Below are 25,581 nucleotides of genomic sequence, written 5' to 3' on the forward strand. Positions count from 1 at the left end.
GTTCTGCGAGAGATCGTGGATTCCGGGCCCGTTCCGGGCATCCGGCGACATTGCGCCCTCTAGGACGGTGTCTCGGAGGGAGAGGTTCACTCCCCTGATCACAAAGCCCGGACGGGCGTACGGAAAGCGCGGGCAGGTAGCAAGGCATGGGTCTCACGAGCAACAAGGTGCTGGCACTGGCGGTGGTGGCCGGTGTGCTGCTGTTCGCGGGGACGGTGTGGCTGTGGCCACGGCTGTCCCGGCGGAGCGTGCGGGCCGTTCTGGGGAGGGTCGGTCTGCTGTTCGCCACCCAGGTGGCGGTCTTCGCGGCCGTGGGGCTGGTCGCCAACCAGTCCTTCGGGTTCTACGGCAGCTGGGCCGACCTCTTCGGGCGGGAGGACGGGCAGGGCGTCGTCGTGGATCACTCCGCCGGTGCGGGCGGTGGGCCGTTGCGGGTCGTCGGTGAGCGCCGGGTGACGCCCGCGGCCGGGGCGCGGCCGGAGGTCTCGGGGCGGGTCGAGGAGATACGGGTCTTCGGGCGTACCTCTCGGATCGCGTCACCCGCGTTCGTCTATCTGCCGCCCGAGTACTTCCAGGCGCGGCACCGTGCCCGTACCTTTCCCGCCGCCGTCGTCCTGACCGGTTATCCGGGTACCGCCGAGGCGTTGGTGAACAAACTCCATTACCCGCGTACGGCGCTGGAGCTGGCGAAAGCCGGTCGGATGCGGCCCATGATCCTGGTGATGCTGCGGCCCACGGTGGCGCCGCCGCGCGACACGGAGTGCGTGGACGTACCGGGCGGACCGCAGACGGAGACGTTCTTCGCGAAGGATCTCCCCGAGGCGGTGAGCGCCCATTACCGGGTGGCCGGGGGGTCGCGGGGCTGGGGCGTCGTCGGCAACTCGACCGGCGGCTACTGCGCGCTGAAACTCGCCGCCCACCACCCGGAGGTGTACGCCGCGGGGGCCGGGCTCTCGCCGTACTACGACGCGCCGAGCGACCCCACCACGGGCGATCTCTTCCAGGGGGACAAGGGGCTCGAGAAGCGGGCCAGTCTGTGGTGGTACCTCAAGAACGCGCCCGCGCCCGACACTTCACTGCTCGTCACCAGCAGCAGGACCGGCGAGACCAACTACAAGGACACCCTGAAGTTCATCGAACTGGTGAAGGACAGGAGGCCGACGCGGATCTCGTCGATCATCCTGGAAAGCGGCGGGCACAACTTCAATACCTGGCGTCGGGAGATTCCCGCGACGCTGCGGTGGCTGGATGAGCGGCTGGGCGGCGGGCGCGAGTCGTAAATGATCTTGGAATCCAAGAGTAATTCGTCCGTCGTCGGGGGTGTGGATTCCCGGTTCCCTGTGAACACGTCGGAGACAGCCGTGTTTTTACGGGGCGGGGCGCCAAGATTCGCCTACGCGCGGTAAGTTTCTGGCCATGCCACGTGGACGTCATCGCCATTCCCCGCCTCTGCACAGACTGCTTCCCCCGTCGGCGATCGCAGGCGTTTCGGTCGTCTGCGCCCTCGGGCCCTGGTTGTTCGGTGAGACCGTGATCCTTCGCGCGCTGGCCGCGGCCGCCGCGGTGACGGCCGTGGTCGGCGCGGTCGTCATGCGGCACTGGGACGCGCAGGCGGGCCGGCAGGTCGCCGACCTCACCCGCGCGCGGGCGAGTGACGAGTGGCGCTTCGAGGAACGGGTCGCCGAACTGGAGTCCGACCTGGAGGAGTCGCGCGAGCTGCGGCAGAAGCTGGAGCACCGGCTGCGGGCCAAGCGCACCGAACTGGCGGGGCTGCGCAACGAGCACGCCTCGCTGCTGCGGCGCTACGCCACGGCGGAGACCGAGCGGGCCAGCGCGCTGGAGGGCCGCCGGCTGCTGGAGATCGAGGCCGCGCCGCAGACACCCGCGCTCCCGGCGGCCCGCCCGGCCCCGGCACAGGAGACGCCGGATCGGGCCACGCCGGAGAAGGAGGCGCCGGTTCAGGGTGTGGCCGAGGAGGAGGTGTCGGACGAGGAGAGTGGTGGCGTGGAGGTCTCCGCCCCGGCGGTCTTCTCGCCCGCGGGCTCCCGGCTGTTCCTGCGTGCGAACGCGGCACTGGCCCGGCTCGACGGCGGCGCGCCCGACCCGGACGGTGGCGACCGCGGCGACCGTGGCGACCGTGGCGACCGGGCCGAAGCATCCGACGGCTCCGACGGTGACGGCGGTGGTGACGGCGGCGGCGAGGGCGCGGCGGCCGAGGCGGGGCAGGAGGACGAGGCGCAGGGGCAGTCCGAGGCGGCCGACGGCCACGAGCGCACCGGCGCCGCCTCCCCGACGACCTCCACCGACTCCACCGACTCCATCGACTCCACCGACGAGCGGCCCGCGCAGCCCACCCAGTCCACCCGGCGGGCCGACGGGCACTTCGCGGTGCCGACCGCGGTGGCCGTCGTACCGCCGGCTCCGGCGCGGCGTCCGGTCGAGGGCGGGTTCGACTTCTTCGGCACCAAGCCCTCCGACGGCGCGGTGGACGCGGCGGCCGCGTCCGACGCCGCCCTGGAGACCGTCCAGAACGAGGACCTCGCCGACGTGGTCGGCCAGGAGGCGCTCGCCCTGCACAAGGCCGAGGCCGAGGTCGCCTTCAAGCAGGCCGGTGAGGAGTCCCGGGGCGTGGGCCAGGTGATCGACCTGACGGCCCACGACGAGACCGAGCAGATCGACGTGCAGGGGCTGCGCAGCGCGGTCTCCTGACCGCCCCGGGTGCCGCAGGCCGGTTTCAGGCCATCCAGCGGTCCGGCGGGGCGTCCCGGCGGCCGGTCCTGGACCGTTCCGCCTGGCTCCGCAGCAGCTGCGCGGCCTCGTCCGCGTCGCGCAGGCGGGCCGTCACGGTCTTGTTGGCCCCCGTGTCCACCCGGACGTCGGCCAGCCGCAGGGCGCGCCGCCAGGGCCCCTGCGTGAGGCGGACGCTCTGGACCTTGGCGTGCGGCACCAGCGCCAGGCTGCGGCGCAGCAGGCCGTACCGGGCGGCGAAGACCGCGTCGGTGACGGCGAGTCCGTGGCCGCGCCACCACAGGGGGCGGCAGCGGGCCGCCCGGCGCGGCGGGCGGGACAGCTCCGGTCCCCCCGGCACCGTCGTCCCGGGCAGCACGCGCGCGACGACCGACTCGGCGATCTCGCGCGGGGCGACCGGCAGCAGGACCGAGTTGGACGACCCGGCCACGTCCAGCTCAACCCGTACCCAGCGGCGGCGCCGCCACAGCAGCGGCTCCACCAGGCGCACGGTCTGCACCCGGCCCGGCGGCACCGTCTCGTGGGTGCGGTCCAGCAGCCCGTGGTCGATGCGGAGCCCGTCCGGGGACTCGGCCACCGTCCAGTCGTACTCCCCGACGAACCGGCCCGCGCTGCTCGCGCCCGCGGCGCCCACCAGGGGCAGGGCGGTCGCCAGCACCGTCCACAGGTTGTGGGTGGCCAGCCACAGCAGTGTCGGTACGACGGCGGCGGCGAGCAGCGTGCCCCAGGTCGCGCCGGTCAGCAGGAGGGATACGGCGAGAACGCCCGGCGGCACCCGGAGCAGCTGCCGTGCGGGAGCCTCGCCGACCTCGTGCGCGGTCTCGGGTGCGAAGCCCGCCGCGCGCGCGAGCAGCTCGGCCCGCAGCGCACGCGCCTCGTCGGCGCCCAGGAAGGCCAGTTCGTCCTTCTTGCCGGTGCCTATGACGTCGAGCTTGAGCTTGGCGACCCCCGCGACCCGGGCCAGCAGGGGCTGGGTGATGTCGATCGCCTGGATGCGTTCGAGGCGGATGTGCGCGGTGCGCCGGAACAGGAGTCCGGTGCGGATCCGCAGCTCGGTGTCGGTCACCGCGTAGTGGGTGAACCACCAGGTGAGGAAGCCGTAGAGGGCGGCGGCCGGGATCAGTACGGCGAGGCCGATCAGCAGGTGGGTCGTGGTCAGCCGAGTCAGCTGGCGCTGCGCCTGGTCGGGATCGTGCACGGCCCACCCGATGAGCACGGCGACCGGCGCCCACGCCCGCCGCAGGGGCGTGACGGGGTGCAGGCGCCGCTCCACGACACCGTCGGCGGGCGGGGACGTCTCGGTGCCGGTGCCTCTTTCCACCGGGCCGGGTCCGGCGGCGGTGCCGTCCGGTCGACCGCTCGCGCCGTCTGCGCTCGTCGGGAGGGCGTCGGGGGTGGGCGTGCGGTTCGAGGGCCGGGGTGTGTCGTGGCCGGGGTGGCTCGGCGTGCTGTCCTCGCCGGCGGTGGCGCTTGCCGGGCCGGGCTGCCGAGTGCCGTCCGCCGGTCCGCTTGTGCCGCCCGCCGGCCCGCTCGCGCCGTCCGGGCGTTCCGTCGTGTCGTCCGGGGGCCGGGGTGTGTCGTGGTCGGGGTGGCTCGGCGTGCTGTCCTCGCCTGCGGCGGCGCTCGCCGGGCCGAGCTGCCGGGTGCCGCCCGCCGGCCCCCTCGCGTCGTCCGAGTGCCGGGGTGTGTCGTGGCTGGGGTGGCTCGGAGTGCCGTCCTCGCCCGCGGCGGCGCTTGCCGGGCCGGGCTGCCGAGTGTCGTCCGTCGGCCCGCTCGTGCCGTCCGGGCGTTCCGTCGTGTCGTCCGGGGGCCGGGGTGTGTCGTGGCTGGGGTGGCTCGGAGTGCCGTCCTCGCCCGCGGCGGCGCTCGCCGGGCCGGGCTGTCGGGTGCCGTCCGCCGGTCCGCTCGTGCCGTCCGGGCGTTCCGTCGTGTCGTCCGGGGGCTGGGGTGTGTCGTGTCCGGGGCGGCTCGGCGTGCCGTCCGTCGGTCCGCTCGTGCCGTCCGGGCGTCCCCTCGTGCCGTCCTCGGCCGTGTCCTTTCCGGCCCCGGGCCCGGTCACAGGCCCGCCGATCGGGCCTCGCCCAGTTCGGTGAGGCGGTCGCGGAGGCGTTCCGCCTCGGCCGGGTCGAGGCCGGGGATGGTGGCGTCGGTCGCGGCGGCGGCCGTGTGCAGTTGCACGCTGGCCAGGCCGAAGTGCCGCTCGACCGGCCCGGAGGTCACCTCGACCAGCTGCATGCGGCCGTACGGGACGACGGTCTCCTCCCGCCACAGCACGCCCCGGTCGATCAGCAGGTCGTCGGCGCGCTCGGCGTACCGCCAGGAGCGCCAGTTGCGCCCCAGCATCACCCAGCCCCAGGCCAGCAGGGCCAGCGGCAGGAGCGCCAGGGCGGACCAGACGGGGGCCAGGAACAGCGCGGGCAGCACACCCGCGGCGAGCGTCAGCAGGCCGAGCCACACCACCAGCAGCAGTCGCCGCATGTGCAGCAGTCCCGGCGGCAGGCCGGTCCACACCGGCTCCTCCCGCGCCGGAACCGCCGCCGGGCCCGCCCGGTCCGCCGCGTGCGCCGCCCCCGCCGTGCCCGCCGTGCCCGTGTCGTCCGGGCTCCCCGTCTCCATGGGGCCAGCGTACGTAGGGGAGACTGTGTCCATGACTCCTACGACGGAGACCACGGTCGGAATCGGCGGTGCCGCGGAGAGCACCGACATGGTGCTCAACATCGGGCCCCAGCACCCGTCCACCCACGGCGTGCTGCGGCTCAAGCTGGTTCTGGACGGCGAGCGCATCACGAGCGCGGAGCCGGTGATCGGCTACATGCACCGCGGCGCGGAGAAGCTGTTCGAGGCCCGTGACTACCGTCAGATCATCATGCTGGCCAACCGCCACGACTGGCTGTCGGCCTTCTCCAACGAGCTGGGCGTCGTCCTCGCCGTCGAGCGGATGCTCGGCATGGAGGTCCCCCCGCGCGCGGTGTGGACGCGCACCCTGCTGGCCGAGCTGAACCGGGTGCTCAACCACCTGATGTTCCTCGGTTCGTACCCGCTGGAGCTGGGCGGCATCACCCCGGTCTTCTACGCCTTCCGGGAGCGGGAGGTCCTCCAGAACGTGATGGAGGAGGTCTCCGGCGGGCGCATGCACTACATGTTCAACCGCGTCGGCGGCCTCAAGGAGGACCTCCCGGCGGGCTGGACCACGCGCGCGCGGGGCGCCGTCGCCGCCGTGCGCTCGCGCATGGACGTCTTCGACGACCTGGTGCTGGGCAACGAGATCTTCCGCGGGCGCACGCGGGGCGTGGGCGAGATGTCCGCCGAGGCCGTGCACGCCTACGGCGTCAGCGGACCGATCGCGCGCGCCTCCGGCGTCGACTTCGACCTGCGCCGCGACGAGCCGTACCTCGCCTACGGCGAACTCCAGGACACCCTCAAGGTCGTCACCCGTACCGAGGGCGACTGCCTGGCCCGCTTCGAGTGCCTCCTGGAGCAGACGCACAACGCCCTCGACCTCGCCGACGCCTGCCTGGACCGCCTCGCGGGGCTGGCGCCGGGGCCGGTGAACCAGCGGCTCCCGAAGGTGCTGAAGGCGCCCGAGGGCCACACCTACGCCTGGACCGAGAACCCGCTCGGCATCAACGGCTACTACCTGGTCAGCAAGGGCGAGAAGACCCCGTACCGGCTGAAGCTGCGCTCGGCGTCGTACAACAACATCCAGGCGCTGGCGCACCTGCTGCCCGGGACGCTGGTCGCGGACATGGTGGCGATCCTGGGGTCACTGTTCTTCGTGGTCGGCGACATCGACAAGTAGCGCGGCGGCGTCGAGGGAGCCCACCGGCTGGAGCAGCCACCAGAAGTCGCCGAGGCCGCCCGGCGCGGTCAGCTCGGCGGCCTGGGAAGCGCTCGCGAGGGCGCGTACGTACGCCGCCGGATCGGTGGAGGCCAGCGCGAGCGGGGGGCGTGCGCCGGTGACCCCGAGGGCGTGCAGGACTTCGCGCTGGGGGCGCATGAGCGCATCCGGGGGCGCGTGCTCCGGAGCGCACCTCGCGGTGTGGGCGGTCGCGCACGCGTCCAGTGCCACGTGTGCGGTGATGTCGCACGACCCGTCGGGCACCGGCTCCGTCTCCCGCCCCTCCCGGAACCCCGTGAGCGTCCCGAACGGCGGTCGGGCGGCCCTGGTGTGCGCGTAGTCGGCGGCCACCGCGAGCCCGGCGTCCAGCGCCGCCACGGCCGACGCCCAGGCCTCGTCGCGGGGGAGCCCGATCTCCGCCCGCAGCCCCTCCTCGCCGGTCAGCGGCCACCACCGGGCCAGCCACTCGGCCTCCGCCCCGGCCACCGGCTCCCCGAGCCGCTCGGCCCCGTCGTCCCGCACCAGCACCCGGCGCGCCACGCCCGCGGCGTCCACCTCCGCCACCTCCACCGGCACGTTGTCCAGCCACTCGTTGGCGAACAGCAGCCCGGTCAGGCCCCGCGGCGGCTCGCGGAGCCACCCGATCCGGTGGTCGAGGCCCTCCGCGCGGGCGGCGACCTCGACGGCGTACGCGCGCGTGCGGGCGGCCACCTCGGCGGGCAGGGCCGCCAGCACCCCGGTGACCAGCTCGCCCCGTCCGGCCGCCATGTCCACGAAGTCCAGCACCGCGGGCCGGCCCAGCGCCTCGTCGACGCGGCACAGCAGCCGCGCCACGGCCCCCGCGAACAGCGGCGACGCGTGCACGGACGTCCGGAAGTGACCGGCGGGACCCTCGGGCCCCACGCGGTAGAAGCCTTCCGGTCCGTAGAGGGCCTCGTGCGTGGCCTCCCGCCAGCCCCGCCACTGCTCATGCGTCCCTGGAGACCCTCTGAACCCTGCCGTCCCTGGTGTCACAGACCCAGGCTAGGGGCACAGAAGAGCGGAGCCTCCACCTTGCGGAGTATGCGCGGACGATGCGGATCGGCCCTCCGGTTGACCCCTGCACCTATTCCACTTCCCTACGCTGGGTTACGTGCAGCGCCTCTACGACTTCCTCCGCAGACACCCGACCGGTGTCGACTCCTTCTGGGCCCTCGTCGTGCTCGGAATCTCCCTGGTCACCTCGGTGGCCCCGGGGACGCGGGTGGACGGCACGGACAACGTGGCGCTGATCGTCCCCTTCGTGGTGCTGCTCAGTCTCGTGATCGCGCTGCGCCAGCGGGCGCCGGAGCGGATGCTGCTGCTCGCCGTCGCACTCGGCGTGGGGCAACTGGTCTTCGACGTCTCGACGATGCCCGCCGACTTCGCCTTCCTGGTGATCATCTACACCGTGGCCGCGACCGGCGCCCGCTGGGCCTCCAGGACCGCGCTGGTCACCGGCCTGTGCGCGGCGCCCCTGTCCCAGCTGCGCTGGACCGACAGCGAGCTGGGCATGGGCACCACCATCGCCGTGACGGTCTTCCAGGCGGTTCCCTTCGCCCTCGCCTGGGTGCTCGGCGACTCCGTCCGCACCCGGCGCGCGTACTTCGCGCAGCTGGAGGAGCGCGCGACCCGGCTGGAGAAGGAGCGCGAGGCACAGGCCAAGGTCGCGGTCGCCGCCGAGCGCGCCCGGATCGCCCGTGAGCTGCACGACGTCGTCGCGCACAACGTCTCCGTCATGGTGGTGCAGGCCGACGGCGCCGCCTACGTCCTGGACGCGGCACCCGACCAGGCGAAGAAGGCCCTGGAGACGATCTCCTCCACCGGCCGGCAGGCGCTCGCGGAGATGCGCCGCCTGCTCGGCGTGCTGCGCACCGGCGAGCACAAGGAGGCCGGGGAGTACGTTCCGCAGCCCGACGTCGAGCAGATCGAGGACCTCGTCGAGCAGTGCCGCACCTCCGGGCTGCCGGTCGACTTCAAGGTCGAGGGCACCCCCCGGCAACTGCCCAGCGGCGTGGAGCTGACCGCGTACCGCATCGTGCAGGAGGCGCTGACCAACACGCGCAAGCACGGGGGCGAGAACGCGGGCGCGAGCGTGCGCCTGGTCTACTTCGACGACGGGCTCGGGCTGCTCATCGAGGACGACGGCAAGGGCGCCCCGCACGAGCTGTACGAGGAGGGCGGCTTCGACGGCCAGGGCCACGGACTGATCGGCATGCGCGAGCGGATCGGCATGGTCGGCGGAACCCTGGACGCGGGCCCGCGTCCGGGCGGAGGATTCCGCATCAGTGCGCTGCTGCCGCTGAAGCCCTCACCCTGACCACCGCGCCCCCACGCACGTACGACGTTGACACCTGTAAGGAAGAAGAGGCCCCGATGGCGATCCGCGTGATGCTCGTCGACGACCAGGTGCTGCTGCGCACCGGGTTCCGGATGGTGCTGGCGGCCCAGCCGGACATGGAGGTCGTCGCGGAGGCGGGCGACGGCGTCGAGGCGCTCCAGGTGCTGCGCGCCACCGCCGTGGACGTCGTCCTGATGGACGTCCGCATGCCCAAGCTCGACGGCGTGGAGACCACCAGCCGGATCTGCGTGGACCCGAACGCGCCGAAGGTGCTGATCCTGACCACCTTCGACCTCGACGAGTACGCGTTCTCGGCGCTGAAGGCGGGCGCCTCCGGCTTCATGCTCAAGGACGTGCCGCCCGGCGAACTGCTCGCCGCGATCCGCTCCGTGCACAGCGGCGACGCGGTGGTCGCGCCCTCCACCACCCGGCGGCTCCTGGACCGGTTCGCGCCGATGCTGCCCGCCACCGGGCAGGAGCCCCGGCAGAAGGAGCTGCAGCGGCTCACCGAGCGGGAGCGCGAGGTGATGGTGCTGGTGGCCCAGGGCATGTCCAACGGCGAGATCGCGGCGCGGCTCGTGCTGTCGGAGGCGACCGTCAAGACGCACGTGGGCCGCATCCTGACCAAGCTGGGCCTGCGCGACCGCGTGCAGGTGGTGGTCCTCGCCTACGAGACCGGGCTGGTGCGGGCCGGCGGCGGACAGGGCTGACGGGCCTGTGCGGAGGGCTCCGCGTCGGTAGGGTCTGCGCATGCTCCTGTGGATCAACGGCCCTTTCGGGGGCGGGAAAACGCAGACCGCGCACGAGATACGGCGCAGGCTGCCCGGCAGCGTCGTCTGCGACCCCGAGCACGCCGGTTTCGGTCTGCGCCGCATGCTGCCGCCCGAGCTGCGGGGGGCCCGCGGCCCAAGGCCGCTGATCGAGGACTTCCAGGACCTGGTCTCCTGGCGGCAGGGGGTCGTGGAGGTGCTGGACCTGGCCCTCACCGGACACGACGGCGTCGTCATCGCGCCCATGACGGTCACCGACTCCGGGTACTTCGCGGAGACCGTCGGCCGACTGCGCGAACTGGGCCACGACGTCCATCACTTCACCCTCCTCGCCGAACGCGAGACCGTCCTGCGGCGGCTGCGCGAGCGCGGCCTCGGACACGCCCTGCGGTATGTGACGGGGAAGGGCGCGGGGAGCGGGCCGCGCCGGGAGAGCTGGGCCGTGCGGCAGCTCGACCACTGCCTGGAGCGGCTCGCCGAGCCGGAGTTCGCCGAGCACCTGTGGACGGACCACACGAGCGTGCCGAAGACCGCCGACCGCATCGCCGTCCTCGCGGGACTCACCCTGAAGCCCAACAACGAGGGCCCGCTGCGCACCCGGATGCGGCAGGCGGGGGTCGGCATCCGGCACATCCGGGTCGACTGACCGGGCGGCCCGCGCACCCCGCGGCCTGATCCGCCGGACCGGACCTAGCGCAGAATCCCCTCCAGGAAGTCGCTGCCCAGCCGGGCCACCACCGTGACGTCCAGCTGGTACAGCACGTAACGGCCCCGGCGCCGGGTGGTGATCAGTCCGGCCTTCTTCAGAACGCCCAGGTGCCGGGATATCTCCGGCGCCGTCATGCCGTGCACCTGGGCCAGCTCGCCCGTGGTGTACGCACTGCGGGCCAGGTACCGGCAGATCCGCATCCGGACGGGGTGGGAGAGTGCGGTCATCCGCATCGTGAGCTGCTCGACCGAGGGCGGTGAGGCCAGCTCGGGGGAGCCGACCGGGTAGTGCAGCACCGGCTGCCAGGCGTGCCGGTGCAGGACCATCAGGTGCGGCCAGCCCAGGCTGGTCGGGACCAGCAGCAGGCCGCCGTCCGCCGTCGCCGAACGGCCGTCGCCCAGCTTGTCGACGATGATCCGCGCGTTGCCCTCGTCCAGCGACACCGCCGGGGAGACGGCGGCCAGCGCCTCGGCGAGGCCCTTGTGACGCAGCAGGTCCGTCTTGTGCCGGGCGTCCGCCGCGAGCTGGTGGTGGAGCCGGGACCAGGCCTCCGCGAAGAACGCCTCGTCGCAGTCCCGCGCGAACTGCCGCAGCCAGTCCCGGATCCGCGGCGGATCGGCCAGCAACCGCTCGCTGAAACGCAGCTGCTGCGGTCCCCGCGCGGCCGCCAGGTCCAGCGCCCGCCTGCGCACCTCGGGGTCGTCCAGCGCCGAGACCCCACCCGTGCTGTACGGCAGCGCGCAGGTGAACTCCAGGGCCGCGTCGACGAACTGCTCGTCGGTCAGCTTGTCGAGCAGGTCCAGGTCGTCGGCGAGGGTGGCGCCGGGCAGGGTGCTGCGGCCCGGCACCCCGGCGAACGGCATGAACAGGTCCGAGAACGTCGTCCGCCACAGGAAGTCGGCCTCGCACATCCGGTCGGCCAGATGCGAGTCGAGCCGGGCCGTCACGCCGGTCGCCCAGCCCTGCAGCCCCGGGTGGTGCCCCGGCTCGGACAGCGCGTGCAGCGCCATGCCCAGCTCGGCCAGCGGGGAGGGCACGACGGCGACCCTCTCCGGCCGCAGCCCCGTGATGTCGATGCGCACGCTCATGCCCCCATGGTGCACGCCGCCACTGACAACGCGGCCGCCGATTGACCGCCGCCGTCAATCGGCGCGACCGCGCGCGCGGACGGGAGCAGTCTGGGGTCACCGGGGCAGCCGCGGAGCCCCTCCCTTCCCGACGTTCGCGTCTTCACGACGGAGGCGATCCGCCATGAGCATCACGCAGCAGTACCTCCTCGACACCTACCGCGCCCGGCAGCTCGGCGAGCCCGCGCCACCCGCGCCCGGCGCCAACGACTGGCAGGTCGTGCGCGAGTGGCACGACCGCCGCCAGTTCCAGGCCGTGCTCGCCGGCCGCCCCGCGCGGGGCCGGGTACGGCGGGCCCTGCGCAGGTGGTGGTCCCTGTGGCCGCGGGCCCTGGGCTGACCGGCCGGGTGTCCCGCGTCAGGTCGTCAGCCGTGCGGCGAAGTCGGCGACCGCGGACCGCACGTCGTCGGCCGTCCACTCCAGGCCCGACTCGTCGACCGAGACCTCGGTGACGGCCATCCCCGGGCCGGGGGTGGACCAGCCTCGGGAGAAGAGCATGGTCCCCGTCTCCTCGGCGTGCCGGACCGCGGCCTCGCCGACGGCATCGGCGTCGTAGGGCAGCCAGACCTGGAACTCGTGCGTGTGCGGCACCTCCGGGTGCACCCGCGCCCACGGCAGCCCGGCCGCCGCGAAGCCCTCGCGCAGCGCGGCGGCCACCACGCGCGCGTGGGCCACGTACGCGGGCAGCCGGGGCAGCTCGCGCTCCAGGCCGGACAGCGCCGACAGCACCGTGGGGAACTGCTGGAACACCTCGCCGCCGTACCGGTGCCGCCAGGTTCTGGCCTCCTCGACCAGCGTCCGGGGACCGGCCAGGGCGGCACCGCCGTAGCCCTTGAGGGACTTGTAGAACGAGACGTACACGCTGTCCGCGAGCCCGGCGATCTCGGCCAGCGGACGGCCGAAGTGGACGGTGGACTCCCACAGCCGGGCTCCGTCGAAATGGACCACCGCGTCGCGTTCCCGCGCGGCCTCCACGACCTCGGTCAGCTCCTCCCAGGTCGGCAGGACGAAACCGGCCTCCCTCAGGGGCAGCTCCAGCATCAGCGCCCCGAACGGTTCCGGGAAGTCGCGCACCTCGTCGGCGGTCGGCAGCCGGGGCTCGCTCGTCACCCGCACCGGGCGCAGTCCGCTCACCCGGCTGAAGGCGTTGCGCTCGTGCATCTCGGGGTGGCTGAGCCCGTGCAGGGCGACGACCGGGTTGCCGGTGCGGCCCGCCCAGCAGCGCAGCGCCACCTGCTGGGCCATGGTGCCGGTCGGGAAGAAGGCGGCGGCCTCGGTGCCGAGCAGGGCGGCGGCCTTCTCCTCCAGCGCCTCCACGATGCCGTTGCCGTACATGTCGGACGGCTGGTCGAGGTCGTACAGTCCGTCCGCGCCGTCCAGCAGGGCGAGCCGCTCCCGCACGGTCGTGCTGAAACCGGGGCACGCGAGCACGCGCCGTGCGCCGCGGTGCGCGGCCACGCGGCGCGCACGCAGCAGCCCGCTCCGTTCCGCCGTCGGGTCACCCACCGGTTCCGCCTGCGCCGTCCGGTCCGTCTGCTCCGTCTGTGCCGTCGTATCGCTCATGCCGGGATCATGCCGCGCGGACGTCGCCGCGGGCACGCGGTTTCCTCGCCCGCCCCGAAACGGGGCCCTCACGCGCGCGGCCGGACGTGTGCCCCGCCGCCGCACGGAAACCCACAGCCTGTGGACAACCGGACGCCGTCCGGACCGATCGCGTTAACATGACGAGAAATCGTCCGGTACCCCGAGCGGACTGGAACGGGAAGGCCGTCGTCGCGTGAACACAACTCCACCGCCAGACCCCAAGGACCGCCCCGCGCGGCTCACCGTAGGCGTCGTCGGCGCCGGACGGGTGGGCCCCGCGCTGGCCGCGTCGCTCCAGCTCGCCGGGCACCGCCCGGTGGCCGTCTCCGGGGTCTCCGAAGCCTCCAGGAGGCGTGCCGCCGCCCTCCTGCCCGACGTGCCGCTCATGAGGCCCGCGGAAGTCCTCCAGCGCGCCGAGCTGGTCCTGCTGACCGTCCCCGACGACGCCCTGCCCGGCCTGGTGACCGGGCTCGCCGAGACCGGGGCGGTGCGTCCGGGCCAGCTGCTGGTGCACACCTCCGGGCGGTACGGCGCGCGGGTCCTGGACCCCGCGCTGCGCGCCGGTGCCCTGCCCCTGGCCCTGCACCCGGCGATGACCTTCACCGGCACCCCGGTGGACGTCCAGCGCCTGGCCGGCTGCTCCTTCGGCGTCACCGCGCCCGAGGAACTGCGGCTGGCCGCCGAGGCCCTGGTCATCGAGATGGGCGGCGAGCCGGAGTGGATCGCCGAGGACCGGCGCCCGCTCTACCACGCAGCACTGGCCCTGGGCTCCAACCACCTGGTCACCCTGGTCGCCCAGTCCATGGAGCTGCTGCGCACGGCCGGCGTGGCGGCCCCCGACCGGATGCTCGGCCCGCTGCTCGGCGCCTCCCTCGACAACGCCCTGCGCTCCGGCGACGCGGCCCTCACCGGCCCCGTCGCGCGCGGGGACGCGGGCACGGTCGCCGCGCACATCGTGGAGCTGCGCGCACACGCTCCCCAGGCCGTCGCGGGCTACCTTGCGATGGCCCGCGCGACCGCCGACCGCGCCCTGGACCACGGGCTCCTGAAGGCCGAACTCGCCGAGGACCTGCTCGGGGTACTCGCCGACGGAGCCACAGGAGCCACGAGAGCCGCCACCGGCACCGAAGCCCCCGATGGAACCCCTGACCCCGAAGGCCCCGACGGCCCCAACGGCCCCGAAGGCCCCGAACGCCCCGACGGCACCGACGGAGGCGCCCGATGACCACCACCCCGCCCGTCCTGCTCCGCACCGCGGACGAGCTGCACGCGCGCGTGCGGCACGGCCGCCGGGCCGTCGTGATGACCATGGGCGCCCTGCACGAGGGCCACGCCACCCTGATCCGCACGGCGCGCGGCCTCGCGGGCCCCGAAGGCGAGGTCGTCGTCACGGTCTTCGTGAACCCCCTCCAGTTCGGCGCGGGCGAGGACCTGGACCGCTACCCGCGCACCCTGGACGCCGACGTGGAGATCGCCGGGCGGGCGGGCGCCGACGCCGTCTTCGCCCCCGCCGTCGACGAGGTCTACCCGGGCGGCGAACCCCAGGTGCGCGTCACCGCGGGCCCGATGGGAGAACGCCTGGAGGGCGCCTCCCGCCCCGGCCACTTCGACGGCATGCTCACCGTCGTCGCCAAGCTGCTCCACCTCACCCGCCCCGACCTCGCCCTCTACGGCCAGAAGGACGCCCAGCAGCTCGCGCTGATCCGCCGCATGGTCCGCGACCTGAACTTCGGGGTGGAGATCGTCGGCGTCCCCACCGTGCGCGAGGAGGACGGCCTGGCCCTGTCCAGCCGCAACCGCTACCTCTCGACGGCGGAACGCCGCACCGCCCTCGCGCTCTCGCAGGCCCTCTTCGCCGGTCAGGACCGGCACGCCGCCCAGGAGGCGCTCTGCGCGCGGGCCCGTGAGGTACCGGCCACCCGGGCACGCGCCGAGGCGCTCAACGCCCTGGGCGAGTCCCGCGCGGCGGCCGACGCGCACGCCGTCGCCACCTCCGCCCCCGGCAGCGCCGCGGCCGTCCGGGACGCCGCCCGCCTGGTGCTGGACGACGCCGCCCGCGCCACCCCGCCCCTGGAGCTGGACTACCTCGCCCTGGTCGACCCCGCCGACTTCACCGAGATCGGCGACGACCACACCGGCGAGGCCGTCCTCGCCGTCGCCGCCCGGGTCGGCGCGACCCGCCTGATCGACAACGTCCACCTCACCTTCGGATCCTTCGGAGCCGCCTCGTGACCAGCACAGGCATACGACTGCACGCCCCCGCGCCCGGCTGGGCCGTCGCCGCCGACGTGGTGGTCGTCGGCTCCGGCGTCGCGGGCCTCACCGCGGCCCTGCGCTGCCAGGCCGCCGGGCTGCGGACCGTCGTCGTCACCAAGGCCCGCCTGGACGACGGCTCCACCCGCTGGGCGCAGGGCGGCGTCGCCGCGGCCCTCGGCGAGGGCGACACCCCCGAGCAGCACCTGGACGACACCCTGGTCGCGGGCGCCGGTCTGTGCGACGCGGAAGCGGTCCGCATCCTGGTCACCGAGGGCCCCGACGCCGTACGCCGGCTCATCGCGACCGGCGCGCACTTCGACGAGTCCACCGAGGGCGGCCTGGCCCTCACCCGCGAGGGCGGCCACCACCGCCGCCGCATCGCCCACGCGGGCGGCGACGCCACGGGCGCCGAGATCTCCCGCGCCCTGGTCGAGGCGGTACGCGCGCGAGGCATCCGCACCGTCGAGAACGCCCTGGTCCTCGACCTCCTCACGGACGCAGACGGCCGCACCGCCGGTGTCACCCTGCACGTGATGGGCGAGGGCCAGCACGACGGCGTCGGGGCGGTCCACGCCCCCGCGGTCGTCCTCGCCACCGGCGGCATGGGCCAGGTCTTCTCGGCGACCACGAACCCCTCCGTCTCCACCGGCGACGGGGTGGCTCTCGCCCTCCGCGCGGGCGCCGAGGTGAGCGACCTCGAGTTCGTGCAGTTCCACCCCACGGTCCTCTTCCTGGGCGCGGACGCCGAGGGCCAGCAGCCCCTGGTCTCCGAGGCGGTGCGCGGCGAGGGCGCCCACCTGGTGGACGCGGACGGCGTGCGCTTCATGCTGGGACAGCACGAACTCGCCGAACTCGCCCCCCGGGACATCGTCGCGAAGGCCATCACGCGCCGCATGCAGGAGCGCGGTGCCGACCACATGTATCTGGACGCCCGCCACTTCGGCAGGGCGATGTGGGAGCACCGCTTCCCCACGATCCTCGCCGCCTGCCGCGCCCACGGCATCGACCCGGTCACCGAGCCGATCCCCGTCGCCCCGGCCGCCCACTACGCGTCCGGCGGCGTCCGCACCGACGCCCACGGCCGCACGACGGTCCCCGGCCTGTACGCCTGCGGCGAGGTGGCCTGCACCGGCGTGCACGGCGCCAACCGCCTGGCCTCCAACTCCCTCCTGGAGGGCCTGGTCTACGCCGAACGCATCGCCGCCGACATCGTGGCCGGGCAGGTCCACGCGCGCGTACCGGCCCCCCTCCCGCACCCGGAGCACCCGCAGCACCCCCTCCTCCCGCCCGAGGCCCGCCTCACGGTCCAGCGGATCATGACGGAGGGCGCCGGGGTCCTGCGCTCGGCGGACTCCCTCACGCGCGCGGCCGACCGGCTGCAGGGCCTGCACGCCGAGGCCCGCGAGGCCCTGTCCGAGAACGGCAAGACGTCCGAGCCGGGCGTCGACACCTGGGAAGCCACCAACCTCCTGTGCGTGGCCCGGGTCCTGGTGGCCGCGGCGGCACGGCGCGAGGAGACCCGCGGCTGCCACTGGCGCGAGGACCACGCGGACCGCGACGACCAGGCGTGGCGCCGCCACATCGTCGTACGGCTGAACCCGGACCGCACCCTCGCCGTGCACACCACGGACACGCCAGAATTCCCCCCGACCGTCCACGGCGCCCAGCCGACGCACCGTCCCCAGGAGCAGTGACCCAGTGAACCCCTCCGACCCCAACGAACTCCCCCTCGCCTCCACCGGGGGCTGCGGCGACGGCTGCGCCTGCGGCGCGGACACCGAAGAAGACGCCTACATGGAGTGCGGCCTCGACCCGGCCCTCGCGGCGCTCCTGCTGGACTCCGGACTCGACCCGGTCGAGGTCGAGGACATCGCGAACGTCGCCATCCAGGAGGACCTGGCGGGCGGCGTGGACGTGACGACCGTCGCGACCATCCCCGAGGACGCCGTGGCGACCGCCGACTTCACCGCGCGCGAGGCGGGCGTCGTGGCGGGCCTCAGGGTCGCCGAGGCGGTGCTGTCGATCGTCTGCACGGACGAGTTCGAGGTGGAGCGCCACGTCGAGGACGGCGACCGCGTGGAGGCGGACCAGAAGCTGCTCTCCGTCACCACCCGCACCCGCGACATCCTGACCGCCGAACGCAGCGCGCTGAACCTCCTGTGCCGCATGTCGGGCATCGCGTCGGCCACGCGCGCGTGGGCGGACGCCCTTCAGGGCACGAAGGCCAAGGTCCGCGACACCCGCAAGACGACGCCGGGCCTGCGCGGCCTGGAGAAGTTCGCGGTCCGCTGCGGCGGCGGCGTCAACCACCGCATGTCCCTCTCGGACGCGGCCCTCGTCAAGGACAACCACGTGGTCGCCGCGGGCGGCGTCGCCGCGGCCTTCAACGCCGTGCGCGAGAGCTTCCCCGACGTGCCCATCGAGGTCGAGGTCGACACCCTGCACCAGCTCCGCGAGGTCGTGGACGCGGGCGCCGACCTGATCCTCCTGGACAACTTCACCCCGGACGAGTGCGAGGAGGCGGTCGCCCTGGTCGCCGGCCGGGCCGCGCTGGAGGCCTCGGGCCGCCTGACCCTCACCAACGCCAAGGCGTACGCGGCCACGGGCGTCGACTACCTTGCCGTGGGCGCCCTCACCCACAGCTCCCCGATCCTGGACATCGGCCTGGACCTGCGAGCGGCGGAGTAGACGCCATGCTGCTGACGATCGACGTAGGCAACACCCACACCGTCCTCGGCCTCTTCGACGGCGAGGACATCGTCGAGCACTGGCGCATCTCCACCGACTCGCGCCGCACGGCCGACGAGCTGGCGGTCCTCCTCCAGGGCCTGATGGGCATGCACCCCCTGCTCGGCGACGAGCTGGGCGACGGCATCGACGGCATCGCCATCTGCGCGACGGTCCCCTCGGTCCTGCACGAACTGCGCGAGGTCACCCGCCGCTACTACGGCGACGTCCCCGCGGTCCTGGTCGAACCGGGCGTCAAGACCGGCGTCCCGATCCTCACCGACCACCCCAAGGAGGTCGGCGCCGACCGCATCATCAACGCGGTCGCCGCGGTCGAGCTGTACGGCGGCCCGGCGATCGTCGTGGACTTCGGCACGGCGACGACGTTCGACGCGGTCAGCGCGCGCGGGGAGTACGTCGGCGGCGTCATCGCCCCCGGCATCGAGATCTCGGTCGAGGCGCTCGGCGTCAAGGGCGCCCAGCTCCGCAAGATCGAGGTGGCCCGGCCGCGGAGCGTGATCGGCAAGAACACGGTCGAGGCGATGCAGTCCGGCATCGTGTACGGCTTCGCCGGCCAGGTCGACGGCGTCGTCAACCGCATGGCCCGCGAGCTGGCCGACGACCCGGACGACGTGACGGTCATCGCGACGGGCGGACTGGCGCCGATGGTGCTGGGCGAGGCCTCGGTCATCGACGAGCACGAGCCGTGGCTGACGCTGATGGGTCTGCGGCTGGTGTACGAACGAAACGTGTCCCGCATGTAGGCACCCGGCGCGGGTGCGGGCGCGGGGTGGGGAGCGCGGCCCGGCGTAGCGGGGTGCCTCCCCCAGTGCCTGAACGGCCTGGGATGTACCCCCACCGCCCACCCGTGCCGCCCCAGCGGCACGACTGCCCGCAGCTGGGGCGGGAGGCGGCGTGGCGACGCGGCGGGAGAGCCGCGTACGGCGAGCAGGGGTCGTGTCGGGGGGTGTCCGCCCGCAGCGGTTGGCGCGTCAACGCCCCGAGCCTCTTCAAGTGACCGATTCCGCGCCGTTCCGAGGACGGACACCCCCCGGCGCGGCCCCGACCCACCCGCCGGACGCACCGCGCACCGCGCACCCCCACCCATCCCGCACAGGCGCCGCAGGCACCCGCATCCGAGTGGCCGCACACGCCACACCCACGCCACACCCATGCCCCCTATGCGGGGTTTGTCTGATTAGCGCGTATCGTCACCGCATGCCCACGCCCTACGGACCCCGCGGCGGCATGGCGTTCGGTGCTCAGGAGCTGCGCGTGCTCCGGCGAGCCCTCGCCCTCGCCCTGAACCCCAGCCCGGTCTCGGCCCAGGAGGCCCACGACTGCCTCCAGCTCGCAGAATCGCTCGACGAGGCGATGCGGGAGGGGGCCAGGCTGCGCGCCTTCCTGGTGGCCGACCTCGCCCGGTACCGCGCCGCCCTCCCCGGCACCGCCACCGGCTACCTCGCACTCCTGGACGAGGCACTGAGCGCCGGCCACCGCCCCGCCGCGGACGACCTCGCCGCCCTGGGCGCCCTGCGCGGCAACCCCGCGGCGGCCGCCCTCCTGGCCCGCTGCGGCCCCACGCTCCCCGCCGCGCGCACCCACCTCCACGCCCTGCCCGGCGGCCGGCAGCCGGACAGGGACCCCGCGCAGAAGCCCGCCCCGAAGCCGGGCTCCCCCCAGCCCACCCCGGCCACCCCCAAGCGCCCCGTCCCCACCCCCGGCGAGGTCTTCCCCCGCCGCAAGCCCACCCCGCCGACCCCGTCGGCCCCGCCCGCCCCGGACACCCGGCACCACCTCGCGGCCGGCTGACGGCGCCTGGCTACCCTGGTCCCATGGACTACGTCTCCGCGCTCCTGCCCCCGGCCGTGATGGCCGTCTTCTTCATCGGCGTGATCCGGGTGATCGTGAAGACCCAGGGCGGCGCCAACAAGGCCAAGGAGGACGCGGTCGTCGACGCCGCCCTCGCGCAGGCGGAGGGCGCCCGGCAGGCGTCTCCGCACCCCAAGGCCTGACCGGCCGACACCCCGACGGCGCACCCCGGCCCACCCCCCCCCGTACGGCTCCCACCCCAGGAGCCGTACGCCCCTTTTGCGCCCGTTTTCCAGCGAAAGCGCACGTCCGGCACGCGATCGCCCCGATCTCCCACTATCGTTCGAAGCGTGCCTCGCCCATTGGGAGAACTCGAAGACGCGGTCATGACGAGGGTGTGGAAGTGGAACCGCCCCGTGACCGTTCGAGAAGTCCTGGAAGACCTGCAACAGGAACGGTCCATCGCGTACACCACGGTGATGACCGTTTTGGACAATCTCCATCAGAAGGGCTGGGTGCGCCGCGAGTCCGAAGGCCGGGCCTATCGATATGAGGCGGTCTCCACTCGCGCCGCCTACGCCGCCGCACTCATGAACGACGCCTGGCAGCAGAGCGACAACCCCGCCGCGGCCCTCGTCGCCTTCTTCGGCATGATGAGCGAGGAACAGCGCCAGGCACTCGGAGACGCCATCCGCATCGTGCAGGGACCGGAAACCCCCGCACCGGGACCCGGCGCGGTACCGGACGGCGGCGAGCGATAGCGTCCCCACATGCCAAATGCCATCAGCGTCCGGCGGGCCCGCACCAGCGATGTCCCGGACGTACGCCGGCTCCTCGACGCCTACGTCCGTGACCGCATCCTGCTCGACAAAGCGATGGTGACGCTTTACGAGAGCATCCAGGAGTTCTGGGTCGCGGAACGGGACGACAACGCCGAGGTGGTCGGCTGCGGCGCGCTGCACGTGATGTGGGAAGACCTCGCGGAAGTGCGGACTCTCGCCGTCAAGCCCGGTCTGAAGGGCGCGGGCGTCGGCCACAAGCTGCTGGAGAAGTTGCTGGACACCGCCCGCTGGCTCGGTGTTCGCCGCGTTTTCTGTCTGACCTTCGAAGTGGACTTCTTCGGCAAGCACGGCTTCGTGGAGATCGGGGAGACACCCGTCGACACCGATGTGTACGCGGAGCTCCTGCGTTCCTATGACGAGGGCGTTGCGGAGTTCCTGGGGCTCGAACGAGTGAAACCGAACACCTTGGGCAACAGCCGGATGCTTCTGCATCTGTGATCGCCGGGCAGCACCAGGCGTCCACGCCCCTTCGAGGTTTATTCCACCGACATGCCCTTCGCGGGTTCCCTATGTCCGATACGCGCATGTTTCCGGCCGGAGTCGGGCTGCCGGTCTCCACCGGGGGTTTGTGTTTTTCCGGCAAAAGCGGTTTGCTTTCCGGCGTACTGCAGTACTGCATATAACAAGGGACGGCGATACGGCGGACGCCGGCGGACTCCCGGCCCTCAAGTTATCGATGAAAGGAAATCCGGTGGCACAGAAGGTTCAGGTCCTTCTTGTCGATGACCTCGACGGCGGCGAGGCAGACGAGACCGTGACGTTCGCACTGGACGGCAAGACCTACGAGATCGACCTCACCACCGCCAACGCGGACAAGCTGCGCGGTCTTCTCGACCCGTACCTGAAGGGTGGCCGCCGTACCGGTGGCCGTGCCTCGGGCGGTCGCGGCAAGGCGCGCGCCGCTTCCGGCGGCAGCCAGGACACCGCGGCGATCCGCGCCTGGGCCAAGGAGAACGGCTGGGACGTCAACGACCGCGGCCGTGTCCCCGCGAAGGTCCGCGAGGCGTACGAGCAGGCCAACGGCTGATCACTCGACCCGCACCACGGGCCGCACCGCGGGCCGCACCCGCGGCGGGCCGCCCGCGGTGAGTCGGACGCGGTGGCACTGTGTGGCCAGCGTGTGGACCAGCCGGGCGAGATCGAGGGCGGTCCCGGCACGACCGGGGACCGACAGCGCCGGCAGCGAGGACTCCACCTCGCCTCCCGGCTCAGGGGGCCGCAACCAGACGGCGGCTCCGCGCAGGCCGTCGCGCTCCGGGGGACGCGGCGGCAGCCCGGCCGGGCCGGACACCGGAACCAGGGGCGCGTCCATCAGGCCGCCCGTCCCGACCGCCGTCAGGTCGAGCGCCAGCGAACCCCACTCCAGCCACTCCAGCAGCCCGGGCAGCTCCTCCGCGGCACCCGCCGCCACGAGCAACAGCATCCGCCCGCCCCGGACGGCCACCGGAAACCCGGGAACCGGCGCACCCGCACCGTCCCGCCCGTCCCGTCCGTCAGGTCCGGACCGCCCGGCGCAAACCGGCCGGTCCAGTCGGTCCTGCCGGTCCAGCCGCTCCAGCGTCACGTACCCCGCTTCGGCCGGCACGTCGAGGACGTCGAAGCGCACGCCCGTACGCAGCCGCACCGGCTCCCCGGGCACCGTCGGCCACCCGAGCGCGCTCTCGTACCACCGCCGCACCCGCGCCCGCTCCTCTGCCGAGCCGCCGTTCCCGGTGGGCCGGCGGGGCGACGGCACAACGGGGGACGCGGGAGCGAGGGGGACCGGGTGCGGGGCGCCAACCATGCCAAGTGCAACCGTCCGAAGAGCCCCCGGGTTACGCTGGGTGGCGATCCGAATGCGCAGAGTGCTGAACGAGGGTGGCAAGAGGGGGCGTGCGGGGGTGTGGGGAGGCGCAAGGTTGTTCGCCCGTAGCGGAGGGAACCGGTGCGCGCGGCATGGAGTGTCCGTCCCAGCGGGTAAGACATCCCTAGTGGGAGGGGGCGACTTGCAGATCGGGCCGTCTCGCGTTCGCCATCGGCGTACTGGCGAGTGGGGTAAGTGCCTGGCCTGCGGGAACATCGTCTCGCACCATCGGGTTGTGGCAGATGTCGGCGTCAGGGGTCAGGAGGCCATCGACGGTGTCGGCAGTTGGAATGAGCGGTCCCCGCTTGCGGGACTAAGCTGCGGAAGGACAGGGAGGGGAAGTTCCCCCCACTGCCTGACCGCTCTGAGGAGCGATTAACGATGTTCGAGAGGTTCACCGACCGCGCGCGGCGGGTTGTCGTCCTGGCTCAGGAAGAAGCCCGGATGCTCAACCACAACTACATCGGCACCGAGCACATCCTCCTGGGCCTGATCCACGAGGGTGAGGGTGTCGCCGCCAAGGCCCTTGAGAGCCTCGGGATTTCGCTCGAGGCGGTCCGCCAGCAGGTGGAGGAGATCATCGGCCAGGGCCAGCAGGCCCCGTCCGGCCACATCCCCTTCACCCCCCGTGCCAAGAAGGTTCTGGAGCTGTCGCTCCGCGAGGCCCTCCAGCTGGGTCACAACTACATCGGCACGGAGCACATCCTGCTCGGCCTGATCCGTGAGGGCGAGGGCGTCGCCGCCCAGGTCCTGGTCAAGCTGGGCGCAGATCTGAACCGGGTGCGGCAGCAGGTCATCCAGCTGCTCTCCGGCTACCAGGGCAAGGAGACCGCCACCGCCGGCGGTCCTGCGGAGGGCACGCCTTCCACGTCCCTGGTCCTCGACCAGTTCGGCCGGAACCTCACCCAGGCCGCTCGTGAGTCCAAGCTCGACCCGGTCATCGGGCGCGAGAAGGAGATCGAGCGGGTCATGCAGGTGCTGTCCCGCCGTACGAAGAACAACCCGGTGCTGATCGGTGAGCCCGGCGTCGGCAAGACCGCCGTCGTCGAGGGCCTCGCGCAGGCCATCGTCAAGGGCGAGGTGCCCGAGACCCTCAAGGACAAGCACCTCTACACCCTGGACCTCGGCGCCCTGGTCGCCGGCTCCCGCTACCGCGGTGACTTCGAGGAGCGCCTGAAGAAGGTGCTCAAGGAGATCCGCACCCGCGGCGACATCATCCTGTTCATCGACGAGCTGCACACGCTGGTCGGTGCGGGTGCCGCCGAGGGCGCCATCGACGCCGCGAGCATCCTCAAGCCGATGCTGGCCCGCGGTGAGCTGCAGACCATCGGTGCGACCACGCTGGACGAGTACCGCAAGCACCTGGAGAAGGACGCGGCCCTGGAGCGCCGCTTCCAGCCGATCCAGGTCGCGGAGCCGTCGCTGCCGCACACGATCGAGATCCTCAAGGGTCTGCGCGACCGCTACGAGGCCCACCACCGCGTCTCCATCACGGACGAGGCCCTGGTCCAGGCGGCGACGCTCGCCGACCGCTACATCTCGGACCGCTTCCTGCCGGACAAGGCGATCGACCTGATCGACGAGGCCGGTTCCCGGATGCGCATCCGCCGGATGACCGCGCCGCCGGACCTGCGCGAGTTCGACGAGAAGATCGCCGGTGTCCGCCGCGACAAGGAGTCCGCGATCGACTCGCAGGACTTCGAGAAGGCCGCCTCCCTCCGCGACAAGGAGAAGCAGCTCCTGGCCGCCAAGGCCAAGCGGGAGAAGGAGTGGAAGGCCGGCGACATGGACGTCGTCGCCGAGGTCGACGGCGAGCTGATCGCCGAGGTCCTCGCCACGGCGACCGGCATCCCGGTCTTCAAGCTCACGGAGGAGGAGTCGTCCCGCCTGCTGCGCATGGAGGACGAGCTCCACAAGCGGGTCATCGGCCAGAAGGACGCCGTCAAGGCGCTCTCCAAGGCGATCCGCCGTACCCGTGCCGGCCTGAAGGACCCGAAGCGTCCCGGTGGCTCGTTCATCTTCGCCGGTCCGTCCGGTGTCGGTAAGACCGAGCTGTCCAAGGCCCTCGCCGAGTTCCTCTTCGGTGACGAGGACGCGCTGATCTCCCTCGACATGTCGGAGTTCAGCGAGAAGCACACGGTCTCGCGCCTCTTCGGTTCGCCCCCCGGCTACGTGGGCTACGAGGAGGGCGGCCAGCTGACGGAGAAGGTCCGCCGCAAGCCGTTCTCGGTCGTCCTCTTCGACGAGGTCGAGAAGGCCCACCCGGACATCTTCAACTCGCTGCTGCAGATCCTGGAGGACGGTCGCCTGACCGACTCCCAGGGCCGGGTCGTGGACTTCAAGAACACGGTCATCATCATGACGACCAACCTCGGCACCCGGGACATCTCCAAGGGCTTCAACCTCGGCTTCGCCGCCGCGGGTGACACGAAGTCCAACTACGAGCGCATGAAGAACAAGGTCCAGGACGAGCTGAAGCAGCACTTCCGGCCCGAGTTCCTCAACCGTGTCGACGACGTGGTCGTCTTCCCGCAGCTCAGCCAGGACGACATCCTGCAGATCGTCGACCTGATGATCCAGAAGGTCGACGAGCGCCTCAAGGACCGGGACATGGGCATCGAGCTGTCCCAGTCCGCCAAGGAGCTGCTGTCCAAGCGGGGCTACGACCCGGTGCTGGGCGCGCGTCCGCTGCGCCGCACGATCCAGCGCGAGGTCGAGGACTCGCTGTCGGAGAAGATCCTCTTCGGCGAGCTGCGGCCCGGTCACATCGTGGTCGTGGACACCGAGGGCGAGGGCGACACGGCGACCTTCACCTTCCGGGGTGAGGAGAAGTCGACCCTCCCCGACGTCCCGCCGATCGAGCAGGCGGCCGGGGGCGGCGCGGGTCCGAACCTGAGCAAGGAGGCGTAGCCCTTCGGGGTGAGCCTGCAAGGGGCCGGTCCGGGACTTCGGTTCCCGGGCCGGC

Annotated in this window: 24 protein-coding genes; 18 read left to right on the forward strand and 6 right to left on the reverse strand. The window is 73.0% G+C overall.

Going from position 1 to position 25,581, the window contains the following annotated elements; genetic code table 11:
* Window positions 1–146 precede the first annotated feature (146 nt).
* Both ACGH52_RS21250 and ACGH52_RS21255 read left to right on the forward strand, forming a co-directional pair.
* Window positions 147–1,280 (forward strand): alpha/beta hydrolase, encoded by a 1,134-nt coding sequence (locus ACGH52_RS21250; RefSeq protein ID WP_399941485.1) that lies wholly within the window; start codon window positions 147–149, stop codon window positions 1,278–1,280.
* 136 nt (window positions 1,281–1,416) lie between these two features.
* Window positions 1,417–2,709, forward strand: a complete 1,293-nt coding sequence (locus tag ACGH52_RS21255; protein WP_399941487.1) for a hypothetical protein — start codon at window positions 1,417–1,419, stop codon at window positions 2,707–2,709.
* A gap of 25 nt (window positions 2,710–2,734) precedes the next feature.
* On the opposite strand, the gene ACGH52_RS21260 is transcribed toward ACGH52_RS21255, so the two are convergent.
* Together ACGH52_RS21260 and ACGH52_RS21265 are read right to left on the reverse strand one after the other, a co-directional pair.
* A complete protein-coding gene (locus tag ACGH52_RS21260; RefSeq protein ID WP_399946823.1) occupies window positions 2,735–4,069 on the reverse strand; it encodes a PH domain-containing protein in 1,335 nt (444 codons plus the stop codon).
* A 734-nt stretch (window positions 4,070–4,803) separates the two neighbouring features.
* The gene (locus ACGH52_RS21265) at window positions 4,804–5,364 is read right to left on the reverse strand and encodes a PH domain-containing protein (RefSeq protein ID WP_399941490.1); all 561 of its coding nucleotides are present in this window, start codon (window positions 5,362–5,364) and stop codon (window positions 4,804–4,806) included.
* A 31-nt stretch (window positions 5,365–5,395) separates the two neighbouring features.
* Between ACGH52_RS21265 and ACGH52_RS21270 the strand changes: the two genes are divergently transcribed.
* Entirely contained in the window at window positions 5,396–6,547 is a 1,152-nt protein-coding gene (locus tag ACGH52_RS21270; protein ID WP_121701904.1) for an NADH-quinone oxidoreductase subunit D, read from the forward strand.
* On the opposite strand, the gene ACGH52_RS21275 is transcribed toward ACGH52_RS21270, so the two are convergent.
* Entirely contained in the window at window positions 6,512–7,600 is a 1,089-nt protein-coding gene (locus ACGH52_RS21275; protein ID WP_399941493.1) for an SAM-dependent methyltransferase, read from the reverse strand. The two genes, ACGH52_RS21270 and ACGH52_RS21275, sit on opposite strands and share 36 nt — an antisense overlap.
* Before the next feature lie 118 nt (window positions 7,601–7,718).
* Here ACGH52_RS21275 and ACGH52_RS21280 point away from each other — a divergent pair, with 118 nt between their 5' ends.
* Genes ACGH52_RS21280 through ACGH52_RS21290 form a run of 3 tightly spaced genes read left to right on the forward strand, consistent with a single transcriptional unit; the run spans window position 7,719 to window position 10,361 of the window.
* On the forward strand, window positions 7,719–8,924 hold the full coding sequence (locus ACGH52_RS21280) for a sensor histidine kinase (RefSeq protein ID WP_059302155.1): 1,206 nt from the start codon (window positions 7,719–7,721) through the stop codon (window positions 8,922–8,924).
* A gap of 56 nt (window positions 8,925–8,980) precedes the next feature.
* Complete coding sequence (locus ACGH52_RS21285) at window positions 8,981–9,655, forward strand: response regulator transcription factor (RefSeq protein WP_059302156.1); 675 nt, start codon at window positions 8,981–8,983, stop codon at window positions 9,653–9,655.
* Between the two features lie 40 nt (window positions 9,656–9,695).
* Window positions 9,696–10,361 carry an AAA family ATPase gene (locus tag ACGH52_RS21290; protein ID WP_399941496.1) on the forward strand — a complete coding sequence of 222 codons (666 nt, stop codon included), beginning with the start codon at window positions 9,696–9,698 and terminating at the stop codon, window positions 10,359–10,361.
* A gap of 44 nt (window positions 10,362–10,405) precedes the next feature.
* Here the strand turns inward: ACGH52_RS21290 and ACGH52_RS21295 are convergent, their stop codons facing one another.
* Window positions 10,406–11,512: a DUF5937 family protein gene (locus ACGH52_RS21295; RefSeq protein ID WP_399941499.1), complete on the reverse strand. Its 1,107-nt coding sequence runs from the start codon at window positions 11,510–11,512 to the stop codon at window positions 10,406–10,408.
* A gap of 163 nt (window positions 11,513–11,675) precedes the next feature.
* On the opposite strand from ACGH52_RS21295, the gene ACGH52_RS21300 reads away from it, so the two are divergent.
* The gene (locus ACGH52_RS21300; protein WP_399941502.1) at window positions 11,676–11,891 is read left to right on the forward strand and encodes a hypothetical protein; all 216 of its coding nucleotides are present in this window, start codon (window positions 11,676–11,678) and stop codon (window positions 11,889–11,891) included.
* Window positions 11,892–11,909: 18 nt separating this feature from the next.
* Here the strand turns inward: ACGH52_RS21300 and ACGH52_RS21305 are convergent, their stop codons facing one another.
* Window positions 11,910–13,115, reverse strand: coding sequence for a threonine aldolase family protein (locus ACGH52_RS21305; protein WP_399941504.1), 1,206 nt, complete (start codon window positions 13,113–13,115; stop codon window positions 11,910–11,912).
* Between the two features lie 214 nt (window positions 13,116–13,329).
* Between ACGH52_RS21305 and ACGH52_RS21310 the strand changes: the two genes are divergently transcribed.
* The 10 genes from ACGH52_RS21310 (at window position 13,330) to ACGH52_RS21355 (ending at window position 21,800) form a co-directional block, all read left to right on the forward strand.
* Window positions 13,330–14,361 (forward strand): DUF2520 domain-containing protein, encoded by a 1,032-nt coding sequence (locus ACGH52_RS21310; RefSeq protein WP_399941507.1) that lies wholly within the window; start codon window positions 13,330–13,332, stop codon window positions 14,359–14,361.
* Window positions 14,358–15,368 carry a pantoate--beta-alanine ligase gene (gene panC / locus ACGH52_RS21315; RefSeq protein WP_399941510.1) on the forward strand — a complete coding sequence of 337 codons (1,011 nt, stop codon included), beginning with the start codon at window positions 14,358–14,360 and terminating at the stop codon, window positions 15,366–15,368. Before ACGH52_RS21310 ends, panC begins: the two co-directional genes overlap by 4 nt.
* Window positions 15,365–17,086, forward strand: coding sequence for an L-aspartate oxidase (locus ACGH52_RS21320; protein ID WP_210974249.1), 1,722 nt, complete (start codon window positions 15,365–15,367; stop codon window positions 17,084–17,086). Before panC ends, ACGH52_RS21320 begins: the two co-directional genes overlap by 4 nt.
* Window positions 17,087–17,090: 4 nt before the next feature.
* On the forward strand, window positions 17,091–18,080 hold the full coding sequence (nadC, locus tag ACGH52_RS21325) for a carboxylating nicotinate-nucleotide diphosphorylase (protein WP_076974916.1): 990 nt from the start codon (window positions 17,091–17,093) through the stop codon (window positions 18,078–18,080).
* Between the two features lie 5 nt (window positions 18,081–18,085).
* Window positions 18,086–18,883 carry a type III pantothenate kinase gene (locus ACGH52_RS21330; RefSeq protein WP_059302165.1) on the forward strand — a complete coding sequence of 266 codons (798 nt, stop codon included), beginning with the start codon at window positions 18,086–18,088 and terminating at the stop codon, window positions 18,881–18,883.
* Between the two features lie 454 nt (window positions 18,884–19,337).
* Window positions 19,338–19,931: a hypothetical protein gene (locus ACGH52_RS21335; RefSeq protein ID WP_399941514.1), complete on the forward strand. Its 594-nt coding sequence runs from the start codon at window positions 19,338–19,340 to the stop codon at window positions 19,929–19,931.
* A 23-nt stretch (window positions 19,932–19,954) separates the two neighbouring features.
* Complete coding sequence (locus tag ACGH52_RS21340) at window positions 19,955–20,134, forward strand: hypothetical protein (RefSeq protein ID WP_059302167.1); 180 nt, start codon at window positions 19,955–19,957, stop codon at window positions 20,132–20,134.
* A 159-nt stretch (window positions 20,135–20,293) separates the two neighbouring features.
* Window positions 20,294–20,692 (forward strand): BlaI/MecI/CopY family transcriptional regulator, encoded by a 399-nt coding sequence (locus tag ACGH52_RS21345; protein ID WP_399946826.1) that lies wholly within the window; start codon window positions 20,294–20,296, stop codon window positions 20,690–20,692.
* Between the two features lie 9 nt (window positions 20,693–20,701).
* Complete coding sequence (locus ACGH52_RS21350; protein WP_030404798.1) at window positions 20,702–21,211, forward strand: amino-acid N-acetyltransferase; 510 nt, start codon at window positions 20,702–20,704, stop codon at window positions 21,209–21,211.
* Window positions 21,212–21,464: 253 nt separating this feature from the next.
* A complete protein-coding gene (locus tag ACGH52_RS21355; RefSeq protein ID WP_003975458.1) occupies window positions 21,465–21,800 on the forward strand; it encodes an Lsr2 family protein in 336 nt (111 codons plus the stop codon).
* Here the strand turns inward: ACGH52_RS21355 and ACGH52_RS21360 are convergent, their stop codons facing one another.
* Entirely contained in the window at window positions 21,801–22,556 is a 756-nt protein-coding gene (locus ACGH52_RS21360; RefSeq protein WP_399941517.1) for an SCO3374 family protein, read from the reverse strand.
* Between the two features lie 441 nt (window positions 22,557–22,997).
* Between ACGH52_RS21360 and ACGH52_RS21365 the strand changes: the two genes are divergently transcribed.
* Window positions 22,998–25,526, forward strand: coding sequence for an ATP-dependent Clp protease ATP-binding subunit (locus tag ACGH52_RS21365; protein WP_059302169.1), 2,529 nt, complete (start codon window positions 22,998–23,000; stop codon window positions 25,524–25,526).
* The last annotated feature ends 55 nt before the right edge of the window (window positions 25,527–25,581 follow it).

This window comes from Streptomyces sp. BBFR25, assembly GCF_044590125.1.
GTDB classification, from domain to species: domain Bacteria; phylum Actinomycetota; class Actinomycetes; order Streptomycetales; family Streptomycetaceae; genus Streptomyces; species Streptomyces canus_D.